15 protein-coding genes, 8 tRNA genes and 1 riboswitch are annotated in these 16,541 nt (G+C 34.4%); of the genes, 20 read left to right on the top strand and 3 right to left on the bottom strand.

The genetic code is table 11. The features are described 5' to 3' along the window. Window positions 1–61: 61 nt before the first annotated feature. Window positions 62–562: a signal transduction protein TRAP gene (locus tag KA909_RS00720; RefSeq protein WP_193839178.1), complete on the bottom strand. Its 501-nt coding sequence runs from the start codon at window positions 560–562 to the stop codon at window positions 62–64. Window positions 563–849: 287 nt separating this feature from the next. On the opposite strand from KA909_RS00720, the gene hemE reads away from it, so the two are divergent. The 15 genes from hemE (at window position 850) to menC (ending at window position 9,664) form a co-directional block, all read left to right on the top strand. After that, on the top strand, window positions 850–1,884 hold the full coding sequence (hemE, locus tag KA909_RS00725) for a uroporphyrinogen decarboxylase (protein ID WP_193839179.1): 1,035 nt from the start codon (window positions 850–852) through the stop codon (window positions 1,882–1,884). Between the two features lie 39 nt (window positions 1,885–1,923). Then, on the top strand, window positions 1,924–2,847 hold the full coding sequence (gene hemH / locus KA909_RS00730; RefSeq protein WP_075108986.1) for a ferrochelatase: 924 nt from the start codon (window positions 1,924–1,926) through the stop codon (window positions 2,845–2,847). 18 nt (window positions 2,848–2,865) lie between these two features. Next, complete coding sequence (hemY, locus tag KA909_RS00735) at window positions 2,866–4,260, top strand: protoporphyrinogen oxidase (protein WP_193839180.1); 1,395 nt, start codon at window positions 2,866–2,868, stop codon at window positions 4,258–4,260. Between the two features lie 96 nt (window positions 4,261–4,356). Next, complete coding sequence (locus KA909_RS00740) at window positions 4,357–4,917, top strand: RBBP9/YdeN family alpha/beta hydrolase (protein ID WP_193839181.1); 561 nt, start codon at window positions 4,357–4,359, stop codon at window positions 4,915–4,917. Window positions 4,918–5,497: 580 nt separating this feature from the next. After that, window positions 5,498–5,571: transfer RNA gene (locus tag KA909_RS00745), tRNA-Met, on the top strand. Between the two features lie 15 nt (window positions 5,572–5,586). After that, window positions 5,587–5,662: transfer RNA gene (locus tag KA909_RS00750), tRNA-Asp, on the top strand. Between the two features lie 11 nt (window positions 5,663–5,673). Then, window positions 5,674–5,746: transfer RNA gene (locus KA909_RS00755), tRNA-Phe, on the top strand. A gap of 13 nt (window positions 5,747–5,759) precedes the next feature. Next, window positions 5,760–5,835, top strand: a tRNA-His gene (locus KA909_RS00760). A 14-nt stretch (window positions 5,836–5,849) separates the two neighbouring features. After that, a tRNA-Gly gene (locus KA909_RS00765) sits at window positions 5,850–5,923 on the top strand. 9 nt (window positions 5,924–5,932) lie between these two features. Continuing rightward, window positions 5,933–6,007, top strand: a tRNA-Asn gene (locus KA909_RS00770). A gap of 1 nt (window position 6,008) precedes the next feature. Then, window positions 6,009–6,080 (top strand) — tRNA-Glu (locus KA909_RS00775). 58 nt (window positions 6,081–6,138) lie between these two features. Then, window positions 6,139–6,228, top strand: a tRNA-Ser gene (locus KA909_RS00780). 514 nt (window positions 6,229–6,742) lie between these two features. Then, complete coding sequence (locus tag KA909_RS00785) at window positions 6,743–6,901, top strand: hypothetical protein (RefSeq protein WP_193839182.1); 159 nt, start codon at window positions 6,743–6,745, stop codon at window positions 6,899–6,901. A 359-nt stretch (window positions 6,902–7,260) separates the two neighbouring features. Further along, the gene (menE, locus tag KA909_RS00790) at window positions 7,261–8,646 is read left to right on the top strand and encodes an o-succinylbenzoate--CoA ligase (RefSeq protein WP_193839183.1); all 1,386 of its coding nucleotides are present in this window, start codon (window positions 7,261–7,263) and stop codon (window positions 8,644–8,646) included. A gap of 10 nt (window positions 8,647–8,656) precedes the next feature. Next, complete coding sequence (gene menC / locus KA909_RS00795; protein ID WP_210129874.1) at window positions 8,657–9,664, top strand: o-succinylbenzoate synthase; 1,008 nt, start codon at window positions 8,657–8,659, stop codon at window positions 9,662–9,664. On the opposite strand, the gene yidD is transcribed toward menC, so the two are convergent. Next, window positions 9,661–9,909: a membrane protein insertion efficiency factor YidD gene (gene yidD / locus KA909_RS00800; RefSeq protein WP_075109182.1), complete on the bottom strand. Its 249-nt coding sequence runs from the start codon at window positions 9,907–9,909 to the stop codon at window positions 9,661–9,663. The genes menC and yidD overlap by 4 nt on opposite strands. A gap of 66 nt (window positions 9,910–9,975) precedes the next feature. Here yidD and ytkD point away from each other — a divergent pair, with 66 nt between their 5' ends. After that, the gene (gene ytkD, locus KA909_RS00805; protein ID WP_193839185.1) at window positions 9,976–10,449 is read left to right on the top strand and encodes an RNA deprotection pyrophosphohydrolase; all 474 of its coding nucleotides are present in this window, start codon (window positions 9,976–9,978) and stop codon (window positions 10,447–10,449) included. Further along, window positions 10,430–11,200: an alpha/beta hydrolase family protein gene (locus KA909_RS00810; protein ID WP_193839186.1), complete on the top strand. Its 771-nt coding sequence runs from the start codon at window positions 10,430–10,432 to the stop codon at window positions 11,198–11,200. Before ytkD ends, KA909_RS00810 begins: the two co-directional genes overlap by 20 nt. 61 nt (window positions 11,201–11,261) lie before the next feature. Here KA909_RS00810 and pckA read toward each other — a convergent pair whose 3' ends face one another. Beyond that, window positions 11,262–12,854: a phosphoenolpyruvate carboxykinase (ATP) gene (pckA, locus tag KA909_RS00815; protein ID WP_193839187.1), complete on the bottom strand. Its 1,593-nt coding sequence runs from the start codon at window positions 12,852–12,854 to the stop codon at window positions 11,262–11,264. Window positions 12,855–13,019: 165 nt separating this feature from the next. After that, window positions 13,020–13,130, top strand: a riboswitch (SAM riboswitch). 115 nt (window positions 13,131–13,245) lie between these two features. On the opposite strand from pckA, the gene metK reads away from it, so the two are divergent. From metK to KA909_RS00830, 3 genes are all read left to right on the top strand, one after another. Further along, on the top strand, window positions 13,246–14,442 hold the full coding sequence (gene metK, locus KA909_RS00820) for a methionine adenosyltransferase (RefSeq protein ID WP_053030566.1): 1,197 nt from the start codon (window positions 13,246–13,248) through the stop codon (window positions 14,440–14,442). Window positions 14,443–14,537: 95 nt separating this feature from the next. After that, complete coding sequence (locus KA909_RS00825) at window positions 14,538–15,446, top strand: NERD domain-containing protein (protein WP_075109186.1); 909 nt, start codon at window positions 14,538–14,540, stop codon at window positions 15,444–15,446. A gap of 219 nt (window positions 15,447–15,665) precedes the next feature. After that, entirely contained in the window at window positions 15,666–16,499 is an 834-nt protein-coding gene (locus tag KA909_RS00830) for an aldo/keto reductase (protein ID WP_193839188.1), read from the top strand. Window positions 16,500–16,541: the final 42 nt, after the last annotated feature.

Consider the following 16,541-nt stretch of genomic DNA (forward strand, 5'->3'; position numbering starts at 1 on the left):
AAGTTGCCTTTAGCTAGCACATATTCAAATGTTACTAGTTAAAAGGCAACTTTTTGATTTACTAATCTTTAATTGGGTATAAATATCTTTCGAAATAACTTGAATGTTGACTGCTCGAACCGAAATAATGTCTTAAGGCATCTTTTGAAAAATAGTCCTTAAACGTGTCAGTTTCTTTAAAGTCTTCGTATGTTTGTCGGTTAGCGAAGCCAAAATAAACCTTATAAGTTGTTCCTTGTACAGGTTTTAAAAAGCGATAGCTCTTAAACCCAGCAACGTTATCAAAATTCAACTCTAAATTTGCAATACGTTTTTCTAACTGATGTACATGATCATCAGATGATGGAATAAATATTGCCGAATAAAAATGTGTTTGATCTAAATCGTTAATTGCTTTAACCGTTGTATAAACCGTTGGATGTTTTAAAATAGATTTGTCATCTGTTTCTTCAATAATGACTGAAGAATCGTCTGTTGAAAATAAAAACAGATTTCTTTCAGTATTTTTAGTTCTAATTTGATTTAAGTAACCATAAGTCCCATATGTTGTATATATGTTCATGACTCATACCTCCTTTGTTGCTTATATTATACGATTAATTCATAAGTCTAGCTATACTAAATGAATGTAATATTTAAAAAATTTTGAAAACGAATTAGTCTGTTTGAGGGATATTTTTAAATGCTTAAATATACTATAATTAAGATTAATAAATTATTATAATTTAATGAATTGAAATGTACATTTATGCTTTGTCTTTTTTATGACATTTAAGTGTACATAAACGATAATTATATTAGCATATGATATTATAGATAAGAATGATTTTAATTTAGGAGGACTATAAGGTGCATAATAAAAATAAGACAATTTTACAAACAATAAAAGGTGAAAAAACATCTCATACACCTGTATGGTTTATGCGCCAAGCCGGCCGATCACAACCAGAATATCGAAAATTAAAAGAAAAATACTCATTGTTTGACATTACTCACCAACCTGAATTATGTGCTTATGTAACGCAATTACCAGTAGATAATTATAATACTGACGCAGCGGTTTTATATAAAGATATCATGACACCTTTGAAACCAATTGGCGTGGATGTCGACATCAAATCAGGCATTGGACCAGTTATCAGTAATCCAATTAAATCTGTATCTGATGTTGAAAAACTCACGCAAATTGATCCCCAAAGAGATGTGCCATATGTACTTGAAACGATTCAATTGCTAACACAAGAGAAGTTGAACGTACCTCTAATTGGCTTTACAGGTGCACCATTTACGTTGGCTTCTTATATGATTGAGGGTGGTCCTTCAAAAAATTATAATTTTACGAAAGCAATGATGTACGGGGATGAAGCAACTTGGTTTGCCTTAATGGACCATCTTGTACAAGTTTCAATTGATTACGTAGTAGCTCAAATTGAAGCAGGTGCAGAACTTATTCAAATCTTTGATTCATGGGTAGGCGCATTAAATATCGAGGATTATCGCTATTACATTAAACCGTCTATGAATAAGTTAATCAATGGCATAAAAGCGCAATATGATGTACCTATCATTATGTTTGGGGTAGGAGCAAGTCATCTTATTAATGAATGGAATGACTTATCAATCGATGTATTAGGACTAGATTGGCGTACGTCTATTACGACAGCGACAAATATGGGCGTCAATAAAACACTACAAGGTAATTTAGATCCATCACTTTTACTTGCGCCTTGGGATGTATTAGAAAAGAGAATCCGTGCTATTCTCGACGAAGGTATGGAGAGAGGGAAACACATTTTTAATTTAGGACATGGTGTTTTCCCTGAAGTTAAACCAGAAACATTAAAACGTGTAACCCAATTTGTTCATGATTATACAAGTAAATAACACATAGAATTCAAAAAAGATTAAGGAAGGTTTTATTTAATGACTAAGACAATAGGCTTATTAGTTATGGCATATGGGACACCATATAAAGAAAGCGATATTGAACCATATTACACAGATATAAGACATGGTAAGAGACCAACTGAAGAAGAGTTGCAAGATCTAAAAGATCGTTATGAATTTATAGGAGGACTTTCTCCTTTAGCTGGCACAACTGATCGACAAGCTGAAGCGTTGACGCATGCGTTAAATGAATCATATGAAGATGTTGAATTTCAATTGTATTTAGGATTGAAACATATTTCTCCATATATTGAAGAAGCTGTTGAAAAAATGCACAATGACGGTATTGAAGAAGCAGTAACTGTAGTGTTGGCACCACATTACTCTAGCTTCTCGGTTGGTTCATATAATAAACGTGCTAAAGAGGAAGCGGATAAGTATGGCATTAAGCTACACCATGTTGAACATTATTATCACCAACCTAAATTTATCGAGTATTGGACAAATAAAATTAATGAAACGTTAGCGCAAATCCCACAAGATGAACACGATGAGACCATCTTGGTTGTTTCTGCACACAGTTTGCCTAAAGGTTTAATTGAGAAAAATAATGATCCATATCCTAATGAATTAAAGGATACAATGAACCGATTACAAGCAGCTTCGAATATTAAACACGTTGCTCAAGGTTGGCAATCCGAGGGGAATACTGGAACACCATGGTTAGGACCGGACGTGCAAGATTTAACTAGAGCATTGTACAATGACCATCACTATAAACATTTTATTTATACACCAGTAGGATTTGTATGTGAACATTTGGAAGTACTGTATGATAATGACTATGAATGTAAAGTCGTATGTGATGAGATAGGTGCAAATTATTATCGTCCAAAAATGCCTAATACGGATCCATTATTTATCCATGCAATTGTGGATGAAATCAAAACAGTTTTTTAATAAAGGAAGGGACTCATTGTGAGTAAAAAAGTGGCAATCATTGGTGCAGGTATAACTGGACTTGCAAGTGCATATTATTTAAAACATTATAAACCAGATGTAGATGTAACCATTTTTGAAGCGACTAATCGACCTGGAGGAAAGATTCAAACATATCGTAATGAAGGTTATACAATTGAGCTTGGTCCTGAATCATATCTTGGACGTAAAACGATTATGACTGACATAGCTAAAGATATTGGTCTGGGAGATGATTTGATTACGAATGAGACAGGCCAATCTTATATTTACGCTAAAAATAAATTGTATCCCATACCAGGTGGGTCAATTATGGGGATTCCGACTGATATTAAACCGTTTCTCAAAACGAAACTCATATCGCCATTTGGTAAGCTAAGAGCCGGACTTGATTTAGTTATACCACCTATACAAATTGATGATGATATATCTGTTGGGGAATTCTTTAGAAGACGATTAGGGAATGAAATACTTGAGAATTTAATAGAGCCTCTTATGGGGGGGATATACGGCACGGATATCGATCGATTAAGTTTGATGAGTACATTTCCTAATTTCAAAGAACAAGAAGAAACACATGGCAGTTTAATTAAAGGTATGCAACATGAAAAGGCTCAACGTATTAAGCAACGTCAATTATACCCTGGCGCACCTAAAGGTCAGTTTAAGCAATTCCGACATGGTTTAAGTTCATTTATTGAAGCGTTAGCTGAGAATATAGAAAGTAAAGGCGTTACGATTCGATATCAATCACCTGTCAATGATATCCATATTAATAAAGATAATTATGAAATTGTGACTGATCAAGGTAGTGAACAATTTGATGGGGTTTTAATTACAACGCCACATCAAACATTTATGAAATGGTTTAATCATGACGAAGCATTTAAATACTTTAATCAAATGGATTCTACTTCAGTAGCAACAGTGGTATTTGCATTCGATGAAAAGGATATTGAAAACACATATAATGGTACTGGTTTTGTTATTGCTAGAACGAGTAAGACGGATATTACAGCATGTACTTGGACTACTAAAAAATGGCCTTTCACTACGCCTAAAGGTAAAGTATTGATTAGAGCGTATGTAGGTAAACCAGGTGATACTGTCGTTGAAGATCATACAGATGAAGAAATAGCAACAATCGCCCGTCGCGATTTAAATAAAATGATGACCTTTAAAGGCAATCCTGAATTTACAATTGTCAATCGTTTGACTAAAAGTATGCCACAATATCATATTGGACATATGAGTCAAATTCGTAAAATTCAACAACATGTTAAACAGACTTATCCAGCACTTAGAATTACTGGTGCACCTTTTGAAGCGGTTGGTCTACCAGACTGTATTCAACAAGGTAAAAACGCCGTAGAAGAATTATTGGATGAAATATAATGTTTTAAACACTTTTTCAGAGGTCAGGGCATCTCTTTAAAAGTGTTTTGTTATATCAATTAACCTAATTTAGTATTTTAAGGAGGACATACGTTAATGACTAATGTAGTTATCGTTCATTCACAGATAGGGGATTCGCATAACCATTGGTATGCATGGTTACAACACAATTTAGAATTAGAAGGTTATGATGTTCAATTATTTCATTTAGATGAAAATAAAAATGATGATATAGACAACTGGGTTCATGAATTACATCAACAAATTGATATTTTGTCTACAGATACTTATTTTGTAACACATGGATATGGCTCAATAGCTACTTTAAAATATATTGAAGACCTATCAGTTGATGGCTGCTTTGAAGGCTTTTTCAGTATAGCAGGGTTTAAAGAAGATGCGGTAAAAATTGATGATTCCATTAAAGTAGGGGATTTTAGTATCGATTATGATAACGTTAAATCAAAAGTGAAGCATTTCTACGGACTTGCTTCAAGAGACGATGCCTATGTGTCATATTTAGAAACACAAAAACTAATTAATGAATTGGGTGGTAAAACTAAAATTGTTGATGAAGGAGGGCACTTTTTAGAAGAAGAGGGCTTTGTTTCCTTCACTGAGTTACAAGAAAAAATGCAACATTACATGACGAGATAAGTGTTAGTGTCATTTATAATAAAAATGTTTAAATAATTAAATTTAATCAAAGTAGGGAGTGGGACTGAATTCTTTTAAATTCATCGTCTCACTCCCTACTTGCTTTGCTTGTTGAATTTCTTAGTGAAATTCTCTTTGCTGGGGCCCGCCCGCAAGAATGACTAGAACTGAGAAAAGCTTGATTGAAGCGTCTTCTCAGTTCAGTCAGCTACTGCGAATTTGCAAAATAGCTTCATTATATTATTTATATCCCAGACTGTTTTTGATTTTAATATAAAAAATCACATGTATTTAGACCATTCATTCAACAATTGAATATCCAATTCGTATCTTAAATTAAAATATTTTAAATGTAGCGTTTTTTTACACAAATTACTTTAGAATTGTTATTGACTAAGTTAATGATACTATATATACTAATAAAGTATTCGAAAGGCGATGACCATTAATTAATTATCGCATTTTAATATGAAGATTCAATGAATTAAATGTAAAATTTATTTAAAAAAGTTATTGACATTCAATAATGTTAAATGATATACTTAATAAGTACTGATTTTTGAGACGCAAATAATATTAGCGCGGGATGGAGCAGTTCGGTAGCTCGTCGGGCTCATAACCCGAAGGTCGGTGGTTCAAATCCGCCTCCCGCAATACACCATTTTAATAGGTCTCGTAGTGTAGCGGTTAACACGCCTGCCTGTCACGCAGGAGATCGCGGGTTCGATTCCCGTCGAGACCGCCATTACTTATTACGGTTCAGTAGCTCAGTTGGTAGAGCAATGGATTGAAGCTCCATGTGTCGGCAGTTCGACTCTGTCCTGAACCATTCAATCATTTTGGCGGTTGTGGCGAAGTGGTTAACGCATCGGATTGTGGTTCCGACATTCGAGGGTTCGATTCCCTTCAACCGCCCCATAATCGTTTACTACGCGGGTGTAGTTTAATGGCAAAACCTCAGCCTTCCAAGCTGATGTTGTGGGTTCGATTCCCATCACCCGCTCCATCATATTATTCCGCAGTAGCTCAGTGGTAGAGCTATCGGCTGTTAACCGATCGGTCGTAGGTTCGAATCCTACCTGCGGAGCCATGGCTCCTTGGTCAAGCGGTTAAGACACCGCCCTTTCACGGCGGTAACACGGGTTCGAGTCCCGTAGGAGTCATACAAACAGAAGTGAAATATCGCTTCTGTTTTTTTATGTATTATATAACTAATATTGAGGAGAGCTGTCCGAGTTTGGCCGAAGGAGCACGCCTGGAAAGTGTGTAAGCGCCATAAGCGTTTCAAGGGTTCGAATCCCTTGCTCTCCATAAGTTAAGCCCTATACAATAGGGTTTCAAGCTAGCAAGTGTCAAAAAAGTGTCAAGAATATAATTCTCTGACACGTTGACCTTGCTTTTTTATTGTTAGTAAGTTGTAATGTATAGGGGAGTGGGACAGAATTCTTTTTAAATTCGTCGTCCGCTCCCAGCTTGCTTTGCTTGTGGAATTTCTTGATGAAATTCTCTCTGCTGGAGGCCCCGAACCCCAACTTGCTTAGCTTGTAAAATCACATTCGTGATTTTTTGTGTTGGGGCCCCGCCCGCAAAGATGACTAGAATTGAAATAAGCTTGATTTAAGCGCATTTTCAGTTTAGTCAGCTACTGCGAATTTGCAAATAGCATCATCATATTATTTATGTCCCACTCCCAATGAGATAAGATGTAAATATTTAGTTTAAAATTTATATTGATTTTATTATATAAAAACATTATAATATATTTAGTTCAACGACAATGCGTGGAGCTTATAAAACGAAATACATTGATTTTCGAGGATTTGAAATGAAAATTTCAACACAAGCAGAAAAAGGAGTTAGAGTAATGGGTACTCTAGCTCTCTTTTTATATCAAATTAAAAATACTGATAGATTTAAAACTAGAATATCTTTAATTTACAATCATGATCGCATTATTCAATTATCAATTGAAGGTGAAATGTAAGAATTAGTAGATAAAATTTATATTGACTTTATTATATAAAAATATTATAATATATTTATGTTAACGACAATGCGTGGAGCTTATAAAGCGAAATACATTGAAACCAGTAGCCAGCCTACTATGAGGCTAGGCAATAATTGAATATCATAGCTTATCAGAGTTTGAAGTGGTAAACATCACTTTAAACTCTTTTTATTTTTTAAAATAAAAGTAGCTTATTATTTAATAGTTAAAATACACTTTAAATCTTTATAGTTATAAGTTAATGGCATTAAAATATGTTGCTTCTTAAACACAACCAATGCTAACTAACTCAAATATCGTTATAATTAGAATGTATCTAGATGGAGGAATGAATCGTGGATTTTTGGTTAAAAGAGCAAAGTATTAAAAATAGAAATAAAATTGCAGTTACAGATGGAAAACATTCTATAACATTTAAAGAATTATATGATAAAGCACTTTCAATTTCAGAACATATCCTTTCTTTGAATTTGAATAGAGTAGGATTGTACATTAAGAATGATATTGAGTCTATTACGCTTATAAACGCGTGTTGGTTAGCTAATGTTGAAATAGCAATGTTAAACACGCGATTAACAGAAACTGAAATGATAAATCAAATGAATTCCATTAATATTACAACTATATTTACGACGCAACCTTTTTATTTGTCGCATTTCAATGTGATACATTTATCTGAATTAGAACAATATCCAAGTCATGCCAATGACGAAACATTTAATGATGAACGTATTGCATCAATCATGTTTACATCAGGTACGACAGGGCCTCAAAAAGCAGTACCACAAACATTTAAAAATCATTATGCAAGTGCGATTGGTTGTAAAAAAAGTTTAGGATATGATGAAACTACGAAATGGTTATCTGTTTTACCGATATATCATATTTCAGGGCTCAGTGTGTTGTTACGTTCTATAATCGAGGGCTTTACGGTACGTATACTGGAAAAATATAATACGCAAACGATGTTAACGATTATTAAAGAAGAAAGACCTACACATGTATCTTTAGTGCCACAAACACTTAAATGGCTTATGGATGCAGGATTGAATCAACCTTTCTCACTTGAAAAAATCTTACTAGGAGGCGCCAAATTATCATCTACCTTAATTGATGAAGCGCTAAATAATCACCTCCCAATATACAATTCTTTTGGAATGACAGAAACATGTTCTCAATTTCTGACTGCTACACCTGAGATGCTTGCACAACGATATGACACTGTTGGTAAACCAAGCGAAAACGTTAAAGTGCGTATCAAACATCCTAATAGTGAAGGTCATGGCGAACTTCTTATCAAAGGTGACAATGTGATGAATGGTTATTTATATCCAACAGGCTTAAGCGATACATTTGAAGACGGTTACTTTAAAACGGGTGATATAGCAGAAATTGATGAGGAAGGATTTGTAATGGTCTATGATCGTCGCAAAGATTTGATCATTAGTGGTGGAGAAAATATTTATCCTTATGAGATAGAAACCATTGCTAAAATGCATTCAGATATTAATGACGCTGTATGTGTTGCACAAGAGGATGTGACATGGGGACAAGTGCCAGTACTCTATTACGTTGCTGATTGTCCCATTTCTGATACGGCGTTAATAAACTATTTTAAATCTCATTTAGCTAAATATAAAATACCTAAAGCGTTTCATCAAGTTGAACGTTTGCCTTATACATCAACTGGTAAACTGCAGCGTAGTAAAATGATAAATTGAGGGCATTAATATGTGGATTAAAGCAGTAAATTTTTATCTTTATAATCATGAATTTATAAATCCAATTGTGACACCAAAAGTTAAAATGACGCATCGTAAAGCGCTTATTGTTGAATTTTTAAGTGATGATGAGCAATCTTATTTCGGTGAATGTAATGCGTTTGAATCAGATTGGTATGCCGCAGAGACGATTGATACAGTTAAAGAAACACTTTCTCAATGGGCGGAAAGTGTCATTCATAAGTCATTTCAGGTATATGAAGATTGGAATCCTTATTTAGCCATGCTTGACAATCAACCTGCATCAAGAAGTGCTGTAGCTATGGCGATTTACCAGATGTATCATGACTTACCGACGTTTAAAGTAGAATATGGTGCAACCATTAGTGGTATTAGTGCACAACAACTTGATGATTTAGTACAAACGCAACCTAAACGCATTAAATTAAAATGGACAAGTCAATTGAATAATGATATTTCACTGTTAAATGACGCATTGCCTTTTGATTATGAATTAGCTTTAGATGCTAATGAGTCACTGGATGTGTCAGATTTTCAGAAATTAGAAGCCATAGAGACACAAAACATACTTTATATAGAAGAGCCATTCAAATCGTTGTCTTCAATTTTACACATTGATCATACGCAATATCCTGCGATTGCGATAGACGAAAAAGCAACTGATATCAATCGTATTATGTCAATTGTTAAGCGATTCCCGATTAAAGTAGTGATTGTTAAACCTTTTAGAGTGGGTGGTATTGATAGCGTGCAATCATTGATACGTGAATTAAAATCTAATGATATTAAAGTAGTTATCGGTGGCATGTATGAATATGGACTGAGTAGATATTTTACCGCAATGTTAGCGCGAGAAGGTGATTATCCAGGGGATGTCACCCCAGATGGTTATTATTTTACTGACGATTTTACGCAAGGTGTTGGCAAATTAAAAGAGGGGATGATTTTATTCCATCCTCCTCAAATCGATAAATCAAAATTATATAAATTAAACTAGTGTCTATGTTTATGCTTATCCTTATCCTTTTTTAAAGGAACTGGATCAAATCCACCTTTATGAAGTGGATGACATTTAAGAATGCGACGAATTCCCATATAGCCACCTTTGAGTGGGCCATAAACTTCAATCGCTTCTCGTGTATATTCTGAGCACGTAGGATAAAATCTGCATGTAGGTGGCGTCATAGGTGAAATATAGCGTTGATAGATATGGATTATTCCAAGAAATAATTTTTTTAACATTATAGGCCTCCAACCAGTAATACGATTATAAATTAGTTTAACATATTGAAGGGAGTAGTATAGAACATGGAGTTTCTAGATAAAGATAATAGACGTGTTACAATGAGTTACAAAACGAACAACGACTGTCCTGATGGTAATCATGTTTTAGCTATTCCACTATATAAGAACCAGTTACTTTTTACTCAGCACAAAATGCGTGGCATTGAGTTTCCAGGTGGTAAGGTTGAAAAGGGAGAACAAAGTATACAAGCAATCAAGAGAGAGCTTTTTGAAGAAACTGGAGGTATACCTGAAACGATTAACTATATAGCACAATATCAAGTTCACACGTTGGATAACGCTATTTTCAAAAAAGATGTATATATAGTGAGAATCAAATCAATTAAAGAGAAAAGTGATTATTTAGAAACGACAGGTCCATTGTTGTTTAAGCATATTAGTGATGTTCCGTTGGATATGCAAAGTTACTTAATTCAAGATGACGCAATTCTGAAGTGTGTCGAAAGGATGATAGACCTTGGATATTATCGCGACTAAGAAAATGCCTATAGCATCGAGAACGCATCAATTTGATGAAATGACTTATACAGTTGATGGCTTAAAAGTAAAAGCATTACAGATGTGTCCTCTAAAGAAAGCAGTAAATAGAATTGTGGTGTACTTGCGAGGAGGTAAGGGACAAGTTGGTCGTGTACGTGCAGCCAGATTAATGCAGTTTGCAAATGATGATACTTTAGTGATAGGACCTTACTATCGAGGTAGTAATGGCAGTGAAGGTCGTGATGAGTTTGCTAACGCTGATTTAAAAGATGTAACGTACCTTATTAGAATACTTAAACAACGATATCCAAATGCTTATGTACATATGATTGGATTCTCAAGAGGGGGAATACAAGGTCTCTTAACTTATCAAGATTATCCGGTAGATAGTTATATTATCTGGGGTGGGGTTTCTGATATGCATTTAATGTATGAGGAACGTGTTGATTTACGTGGCATGTTACGTCGTATGGTTGGTCATCCTGATAAACATAAAGACGCCTATGACAAAAGAGATGCTATAAAATTAATTGATGCGCATAGTCCGCCAATCCTAATTGTACATGGGGGTAAAGATAAACAGGTAGGTATTCACCATGCTTATTATTTAGAGAAGCAATTGAGTTCTAAAGGTGTCGACTTTGATACGTTTTATCAAATAGATGAAGGTCATGTGCCTAGACCACCAGCTATGAAAAAAGCACTTAACTATGTACATCATTGGATGTCGAAATGTGAGGGTAAATAAAAAGGCAACGTACCTTGGTTAATTTTACCAAGTACGTTGCCTTTTGAATGTGACCATTTAATTATTTATTAAAGCCACCTGTATTAGCAATTTCTTCAACTTCTGGACCGAATTTTTTGAAGTTTTCTTCAAAACGTTTAATTAAGTCGTCGGCTTGAGCGCGATATTTGTCTGAATCACTCCAAGCATTAATTGGGTTGAGTATTGTTTTAGGTACGTCTTCCATTTCTGTAGGAATGCTTAAACCGAATTTTTCATCTTTAGTAAATTTAGCGTTTTTCAATTTACCTTTAATCGCTTGATCTACCATATAGCGAGTGTAATGTAAGCTGATACGTCTACCTACACCGTATTTACCACCTGTCCAGCCAGTGTTAACTAAGTATACATCAACGTCATGTTTATCAATAAGTTCACCTAGTAAATCTGCATACTTAATAGGATTAAGTGGTAAGAATGGTGCACCAAAACATGTAGAGAATGAAGGTTCAGGCTCTGTAACGCCACGCTCAGTTCCAGCTAATTTAGATGTAAAGCCGCTTAAGAAGTGGTACATCGCTTGTGATTTAGTTAATTTAGCAATTGGTGGTAATACACCGAATGCGTCAGCTGTTAAGAAAATGATTGTATTAGGATGAGCTGCTTTAGATGGTAGAACAATGTTATCAATGTGATGAATTGGATAAGCTGCACGGGTATTCTCAGTATATGAATTATCATCAAAGTCAACGGCGCCACGCTCGTTAACTACAGTATTTTCAAGAATAGTGCCGTATTGAATCGCGTTATAAATTTGCGGTTCTTTTTCTTTAGAAAGATTGATTGCTTTAGCGTAACAACCACCTTCGATGTTGAAAATACCATTTTTATTCCAACCATGCTCATCATCACCAATTAATTTTCTATCTGGTGCTGCAGATAACGTTGTTTTACCTGTACCTGATAATCCGAAGAATAAAGCAACGTCCCCTTTATCTCCAACGTTAGCAGAACAATGCATACTCATAATGTCTTGCATTGGTAGTAAATAGTTCATTACTGAGAAGATACCTTTTTTCATTTCGCCAGCATATTCAGTACCACCAATTAAAATCGTTTTATGTTTGAATGAAATGATAACAAATGTTTCTGATTTAGTACCATCAACTTCAGGGTCAGCTTTAAAATGAGGTGCAGAAACAATAGTGAAATTAGGTTTAATATTACTTGCTTCTTCTTTAGAATCTGGGCGAATAAACATATTTTGTGCAAAAAGGTTGTGCCATGCAAGTTCGTTAATAACTGTAAGTTTCAATTGTGTATCTTTGTCACTACCTGCATAGCCATTAAAAACGTAAAGTTCATCTTTTGTATCAAGATAGTCTAAAACTTTAGCGTAAAGATTTAAGAAAGTTTCTTCATCGATAGGTTGGTTAATATCTCCCCAATGAATATTATCTTTATAAGAAGGTTCTGTAACGATAAATTTATCTTTTGGAGAACGTCCAGTGTATTTACCAGTGCTCGCATTAATCGCACCAAGTTCAGTTAATTCTCCTTCTTTATTACCCATTATTTTGTAATAAAGTTGAGTTGTTGAGAGTTGAAAAAGAGAGCTTTCTTTTTCTAATAATTTTTTAATTTTAGGTGTTTCGCTGTATGTATCTACTGACATACCCAATCCCTCCAGCGTGTGTTATAGAAATTCAATATTGTAAGCCTTTACATGAAAATAGTATAACATAATGCCATAATTATTCCACCTGGAAAAGACAAAAAAACATGTAAAAACAAAATTGACATTAATTGGTGAATTAGGTAGTATAGTTCTTAACGGATTCTCTTATCCTGAGTGGTGGAGGGACATGGACCCAATGAAACCCAGCAACCTCTTTTTTAAAAGAAAGGTGCCAAACCGTTTGCAGACATATAATCGTCTGAACGATAAGAGCGAATGGACGTTTAAGAGCCTTCTCTCTGTCTTGAATAGTGAAGAAGGCTCTTTTATTTTTGAGCTCACATTTTAAAGAGAATTTTCGTAAATACAATGGTAAAAGGAGCAAATCATGACTTACAATAAACGTTTATTTACTTCAGAATCAGTAACAGAAGGACATCCTGACAAGATTGCTGACCAAGTGTCTGATGCTATCTTAGATGAAATCTTGAAAGATGATCCCAATGCACGTGTCGCTTGTGAAACAACTGTAACAACTGGAATGGCGCTCATTTCAGGTGAAATATCAACTTCTACTTATGTAGATATTCCCAAAGTCGTACGAGAAACAATTAAAGGTATTGGCTATACGCGTGCTAAATTTGGCTATGATTACCAAACAATGGCAGTATTAACTGCAATCGATGAACAGTCACCGGATATTGCGCAAGGTGTTGACAAAGCACTTGAATATAGAAATGATATTTCTGAAGAAGAAATTGAAGCTACAGGTGCGGGTGACCAAGGCTTAATGTTTGGTTATGCGACTAATGAGACAGAAACATATATGCCGTTACCAATCTTTTTATCACATCAATTAGCGAAGCGTTTATCAGATGTGCGTAAAGATGGTATTCTAGATTATTTAAGACCTGATGGTAAGGTTCAAGTTACAGTAGAATACGATGAAGATGATAAACCTAAACGTATTGATACGATTGTTGTATCATCTCAACATGCGGATGATGTTGAATTAGAGCAAATCCAAAGTGATATTAAAGAACATGTCATTTATCCAACAGTACCAGAAGGTTTAATTGATAGTGAAACTAAATTCTTTATCAATCCAACAGGAAGATTTGTTATCGGTGGACCACAAGGCGATGCAGGGTTAACAGGACGTAAAATCATCGTTGATACTTATGGTGGTTATGCACGTCACGGTGGTGGTTGCTTCAGTGGTAAAGATCCAACTAAAGTAGACCGCTCAGCAGCTTATGCAGCGAGATATGTAGCGAAAAATATCGTTGCTGCAGGACTGGCAGATCAATGTGAAGTACAACTTGCATATGCAATTGGAGTTGCTGAACCAGTTTCAATTTCAATCGATACATTCAAGACAGGTAAAGTTTCAGAAGCACAACTTGTTGAAGCGGTTAGAGCAAACTTTGATTTACGACCAGCAGGTATCATTAAAATGTTAGATTTAAAACATCCTATATATAAACAAACAGCAGCATATGGTCACTTTGGTAGAACTGATGTACTATTACCTTGGGAAAAATTAGACAAAGTGAACGTATTAAAAGATGCTGTTCAAAGTTAATAAACGCTTTAAATAATATTATAAGAAATTGTCGAAATTAAGGACTGTTTCTATTATAATTAGACATACTGATAGATTAAAGGAGCGTTGATTTAATGAATTCACTTGGACCAATTGAAATTGGTTTAATCATAGCTATTGTAGTTGCAGCGATTTGTTTAATTCTATTTTTAGTTACACTTAAAAGTAAAAATAATATTAAACAAAAGACAAAAGAAGAATACGATCTCAAAGAAAAACAAATGAAAGCGTCTCATGACGAAGCACTTGAAAAAGAGCGCATACAAAATAAAAAGCAAGTTACTAAACAAAAAGAAGATTTTGATGCAACTGTCAGCGGTAAAGACCGTGAAATTGATGCCTTAAAACTATTCTCTAAGAATAAAAGTGAATATGTGACAGATATGCGTTTAATTGGTATTAGAGAGCGTTTAGTAAAAGAAAAACGTATCAGACCTGAAGATATGCATATCATGGCAAATATCTTCCTTCCAAGTAATGAGTTTAATGATATTGAACGTATTAGTCACCTTGTACTTACACGTACTGGTCTATATATTATAGATTCGCAATTATTAAAAGGACATGTATATCAAGGCATAAGTGGTAATCAATTTAACGAATTACCAATGATGGAACAAATCTTTAACACGTTAGATTTAGATGCTAAGTCACCACAAACGTTAGTACTTGATCAAAATGAGGATAAAGCGTCATTGTCATTCGTTAATTATTCTGAACAGCTTGCTGCGATAGAGAAATTAGCGTCAGATTTACAAACTCAGTTGGGTGCGAAATATACGCCAACAGCGATTTTATATTTCAATCCGAAACATGATGGAGACGTCACAATTTCAAATTATGCACAAAGTTCAAGTGTTAAAGTACTCGTAGGACCTGATCAATTAGATGAGTTCTTCAATAAGTTTGTGTTCCATGGACGTATTCAATATAATGTGGATGAATTACAAGATGTTATGGACAAAATTGAATCATTTAATTAATTTCTAATCTGATATAACAAACATATCAATCAGCTACTTTGCAAATTCGCAGTAACTGATTGAACTGAAAAGACGCTTAAATTAAGCGCTTCTCGATTATTGTTATTCTTGCGGGAGTGGAGCGACGAATTTAAAAAGAATTCTGTTCCATTCCCGTTTTTAAATGGTTTAAATAAGGGAATAAGATAATACATATTTTAAAGAAAAGGGGTACCGTGAATGGAAACAATTGAATTTTACAATGGTCACACAATGCCTAAAGTTGGTATTGGAACGTTTAGAGTAGAAAATAATGATGAATGTAGAGAAGCAGTTAAACACGCAATCGTTTCTGGTTATCGTAGTATTGATACAGCTAAAGTTTATGGTAATGAAGAACAAGTCGGTTTAGGAATCCAGGATGGTTTAGTTGCTACAGGTCTAGAACGTAAAGACTTATTTATTACATCTAAACTATATTTTGAAGATTTTGGTCGAGAAAATGTAGCAAAAGCCTATGAAACAAGCATCAACAAGCTAGGCTTGGATTATTTAGACTTATACCTTGTGCATTGGCCTGGTACGAATGAGGCAATCATGATAGATACTTGGAAAGGTATGGAAGATTTATATAAAGATGATAAGGTTAAAAATATTGGCGTAAGTAATTTTAATGCAGAACACTTTGAAGCATTACTAGCTCAAGTTTCTATCAAACCTGTGATCAACCAAGTGGAATTTCATCCATATTTCACGCAAAAGGCATTACGTAAATATTTAGAAGTGCAAAATATTTACATGGAGTCATGGTCACCATTTATGAATGCTCAAATTTTAGATGATGAAACGTTGAACCAAATTGGTAAAGAAGTGAATAAAACTGCAGCTCAAGTCGTGATACGATGGAATATACAACATGGTGTTATCGTGATTCCTAAATCAGTCACGCCACAAAGAATAGAAGAGAATATCAATGTCTTTGACTTTGAATTAACTGATGAACAAATGGAACGAATTGACAATTTAAATAAAGACCAACGTATTGGTCCTGATCCAGAAACATTCGAGGGCTAATAATTAACTAAAAACACTTCATTGTTAAAAGCTTTTAAACTT

The organism is Staphylococcus sp. GDX8P54P (assembly GCF_017893165.1).
GTDB lineage: Bacteria > Bacillota > Bacilli > Staphylococcales > Staphylococcaceae > Staphylococcus > Staphylococcus borealis.

What these genes read in the sequence shown, in the direction of transcription:
- KA909_RS00825 (WP_075109186.1), top strand. Translation starts at nt 14,538, where the DNA reads ATGAATTCACTTGGACCAATTGAAATTGGTTTAATCATAGCTATTGTA.
- KA909_RS00720 (WP_193839178.1), bottom strand. Translation starts at nt 562, where the DNA reads ATGAACATATATACAACATATGGGACTTATGGTTACTTAAATCAAATT.
- metK (WP_053030566.1), top strand. Translation starts at nt 13,246, where the DNA reads ATGACTTACAATAAACGTTTATTTACTTCAGAATCAGTAACAGAAGGA.
- KA909_RS00740 (WP_193839181.1), top strand. Translation starts at nt 4,357, where the DNA reads ATGACTAATGTAGTTATCGTTCATTCACAGATAGGGGATTCGCATAAC.
- yidD (WP_075109182.1), bottom strand. Translation starts at nt 9,909, where the DNA reads ATGTTAAAAAAATTATTTCTTGGAATAATCCATATCTATCAACGCTAT.
- KA909_RS00830 (WP_193839188.1), top strand. Translation starts at nt 15,666, where the DNA reads ATGGAAACAATTGAATTTTACAATGGTCACACAATGCCTAAAGTTGGT.
- menC (WP_210129874.1), top strand. Translation starts at nt 8,657, where the DNA reads ATGTGGATTAAAGCAGTAAATTTTTATCTTTATAATCATGAATTTATA.
- hemH (WP_075108986.1), top strand. Translation starts at nt 1,924, where the DNA reads ATGACTAAGACAATAGGCTTATTAGTTATGGCATATGGGACACCATAT.
- ytkD (WP_193839185.1), top strand. Translation starts at nt 9,976, where the DNA reads ATGGAGTTTCTAGATAAAGATAATAGACGTGTTACAATGAGTTACAAA.
- pckA (WP_193839187.1), bottom strand. Translation starts at nt 12,854, where the DNA reads ATGTCAGTAGATACATACAGCGAAACACCTAAAATTAAAAAATTATTA.
- KA909_RS00785 (WP_193839182.1), top strand. Translation starts at nt 6,743, where the DNA reads ATGAAAATTTCAACACAAGCAGAAAAAGGAGTTAGAGTAATGGGTACT.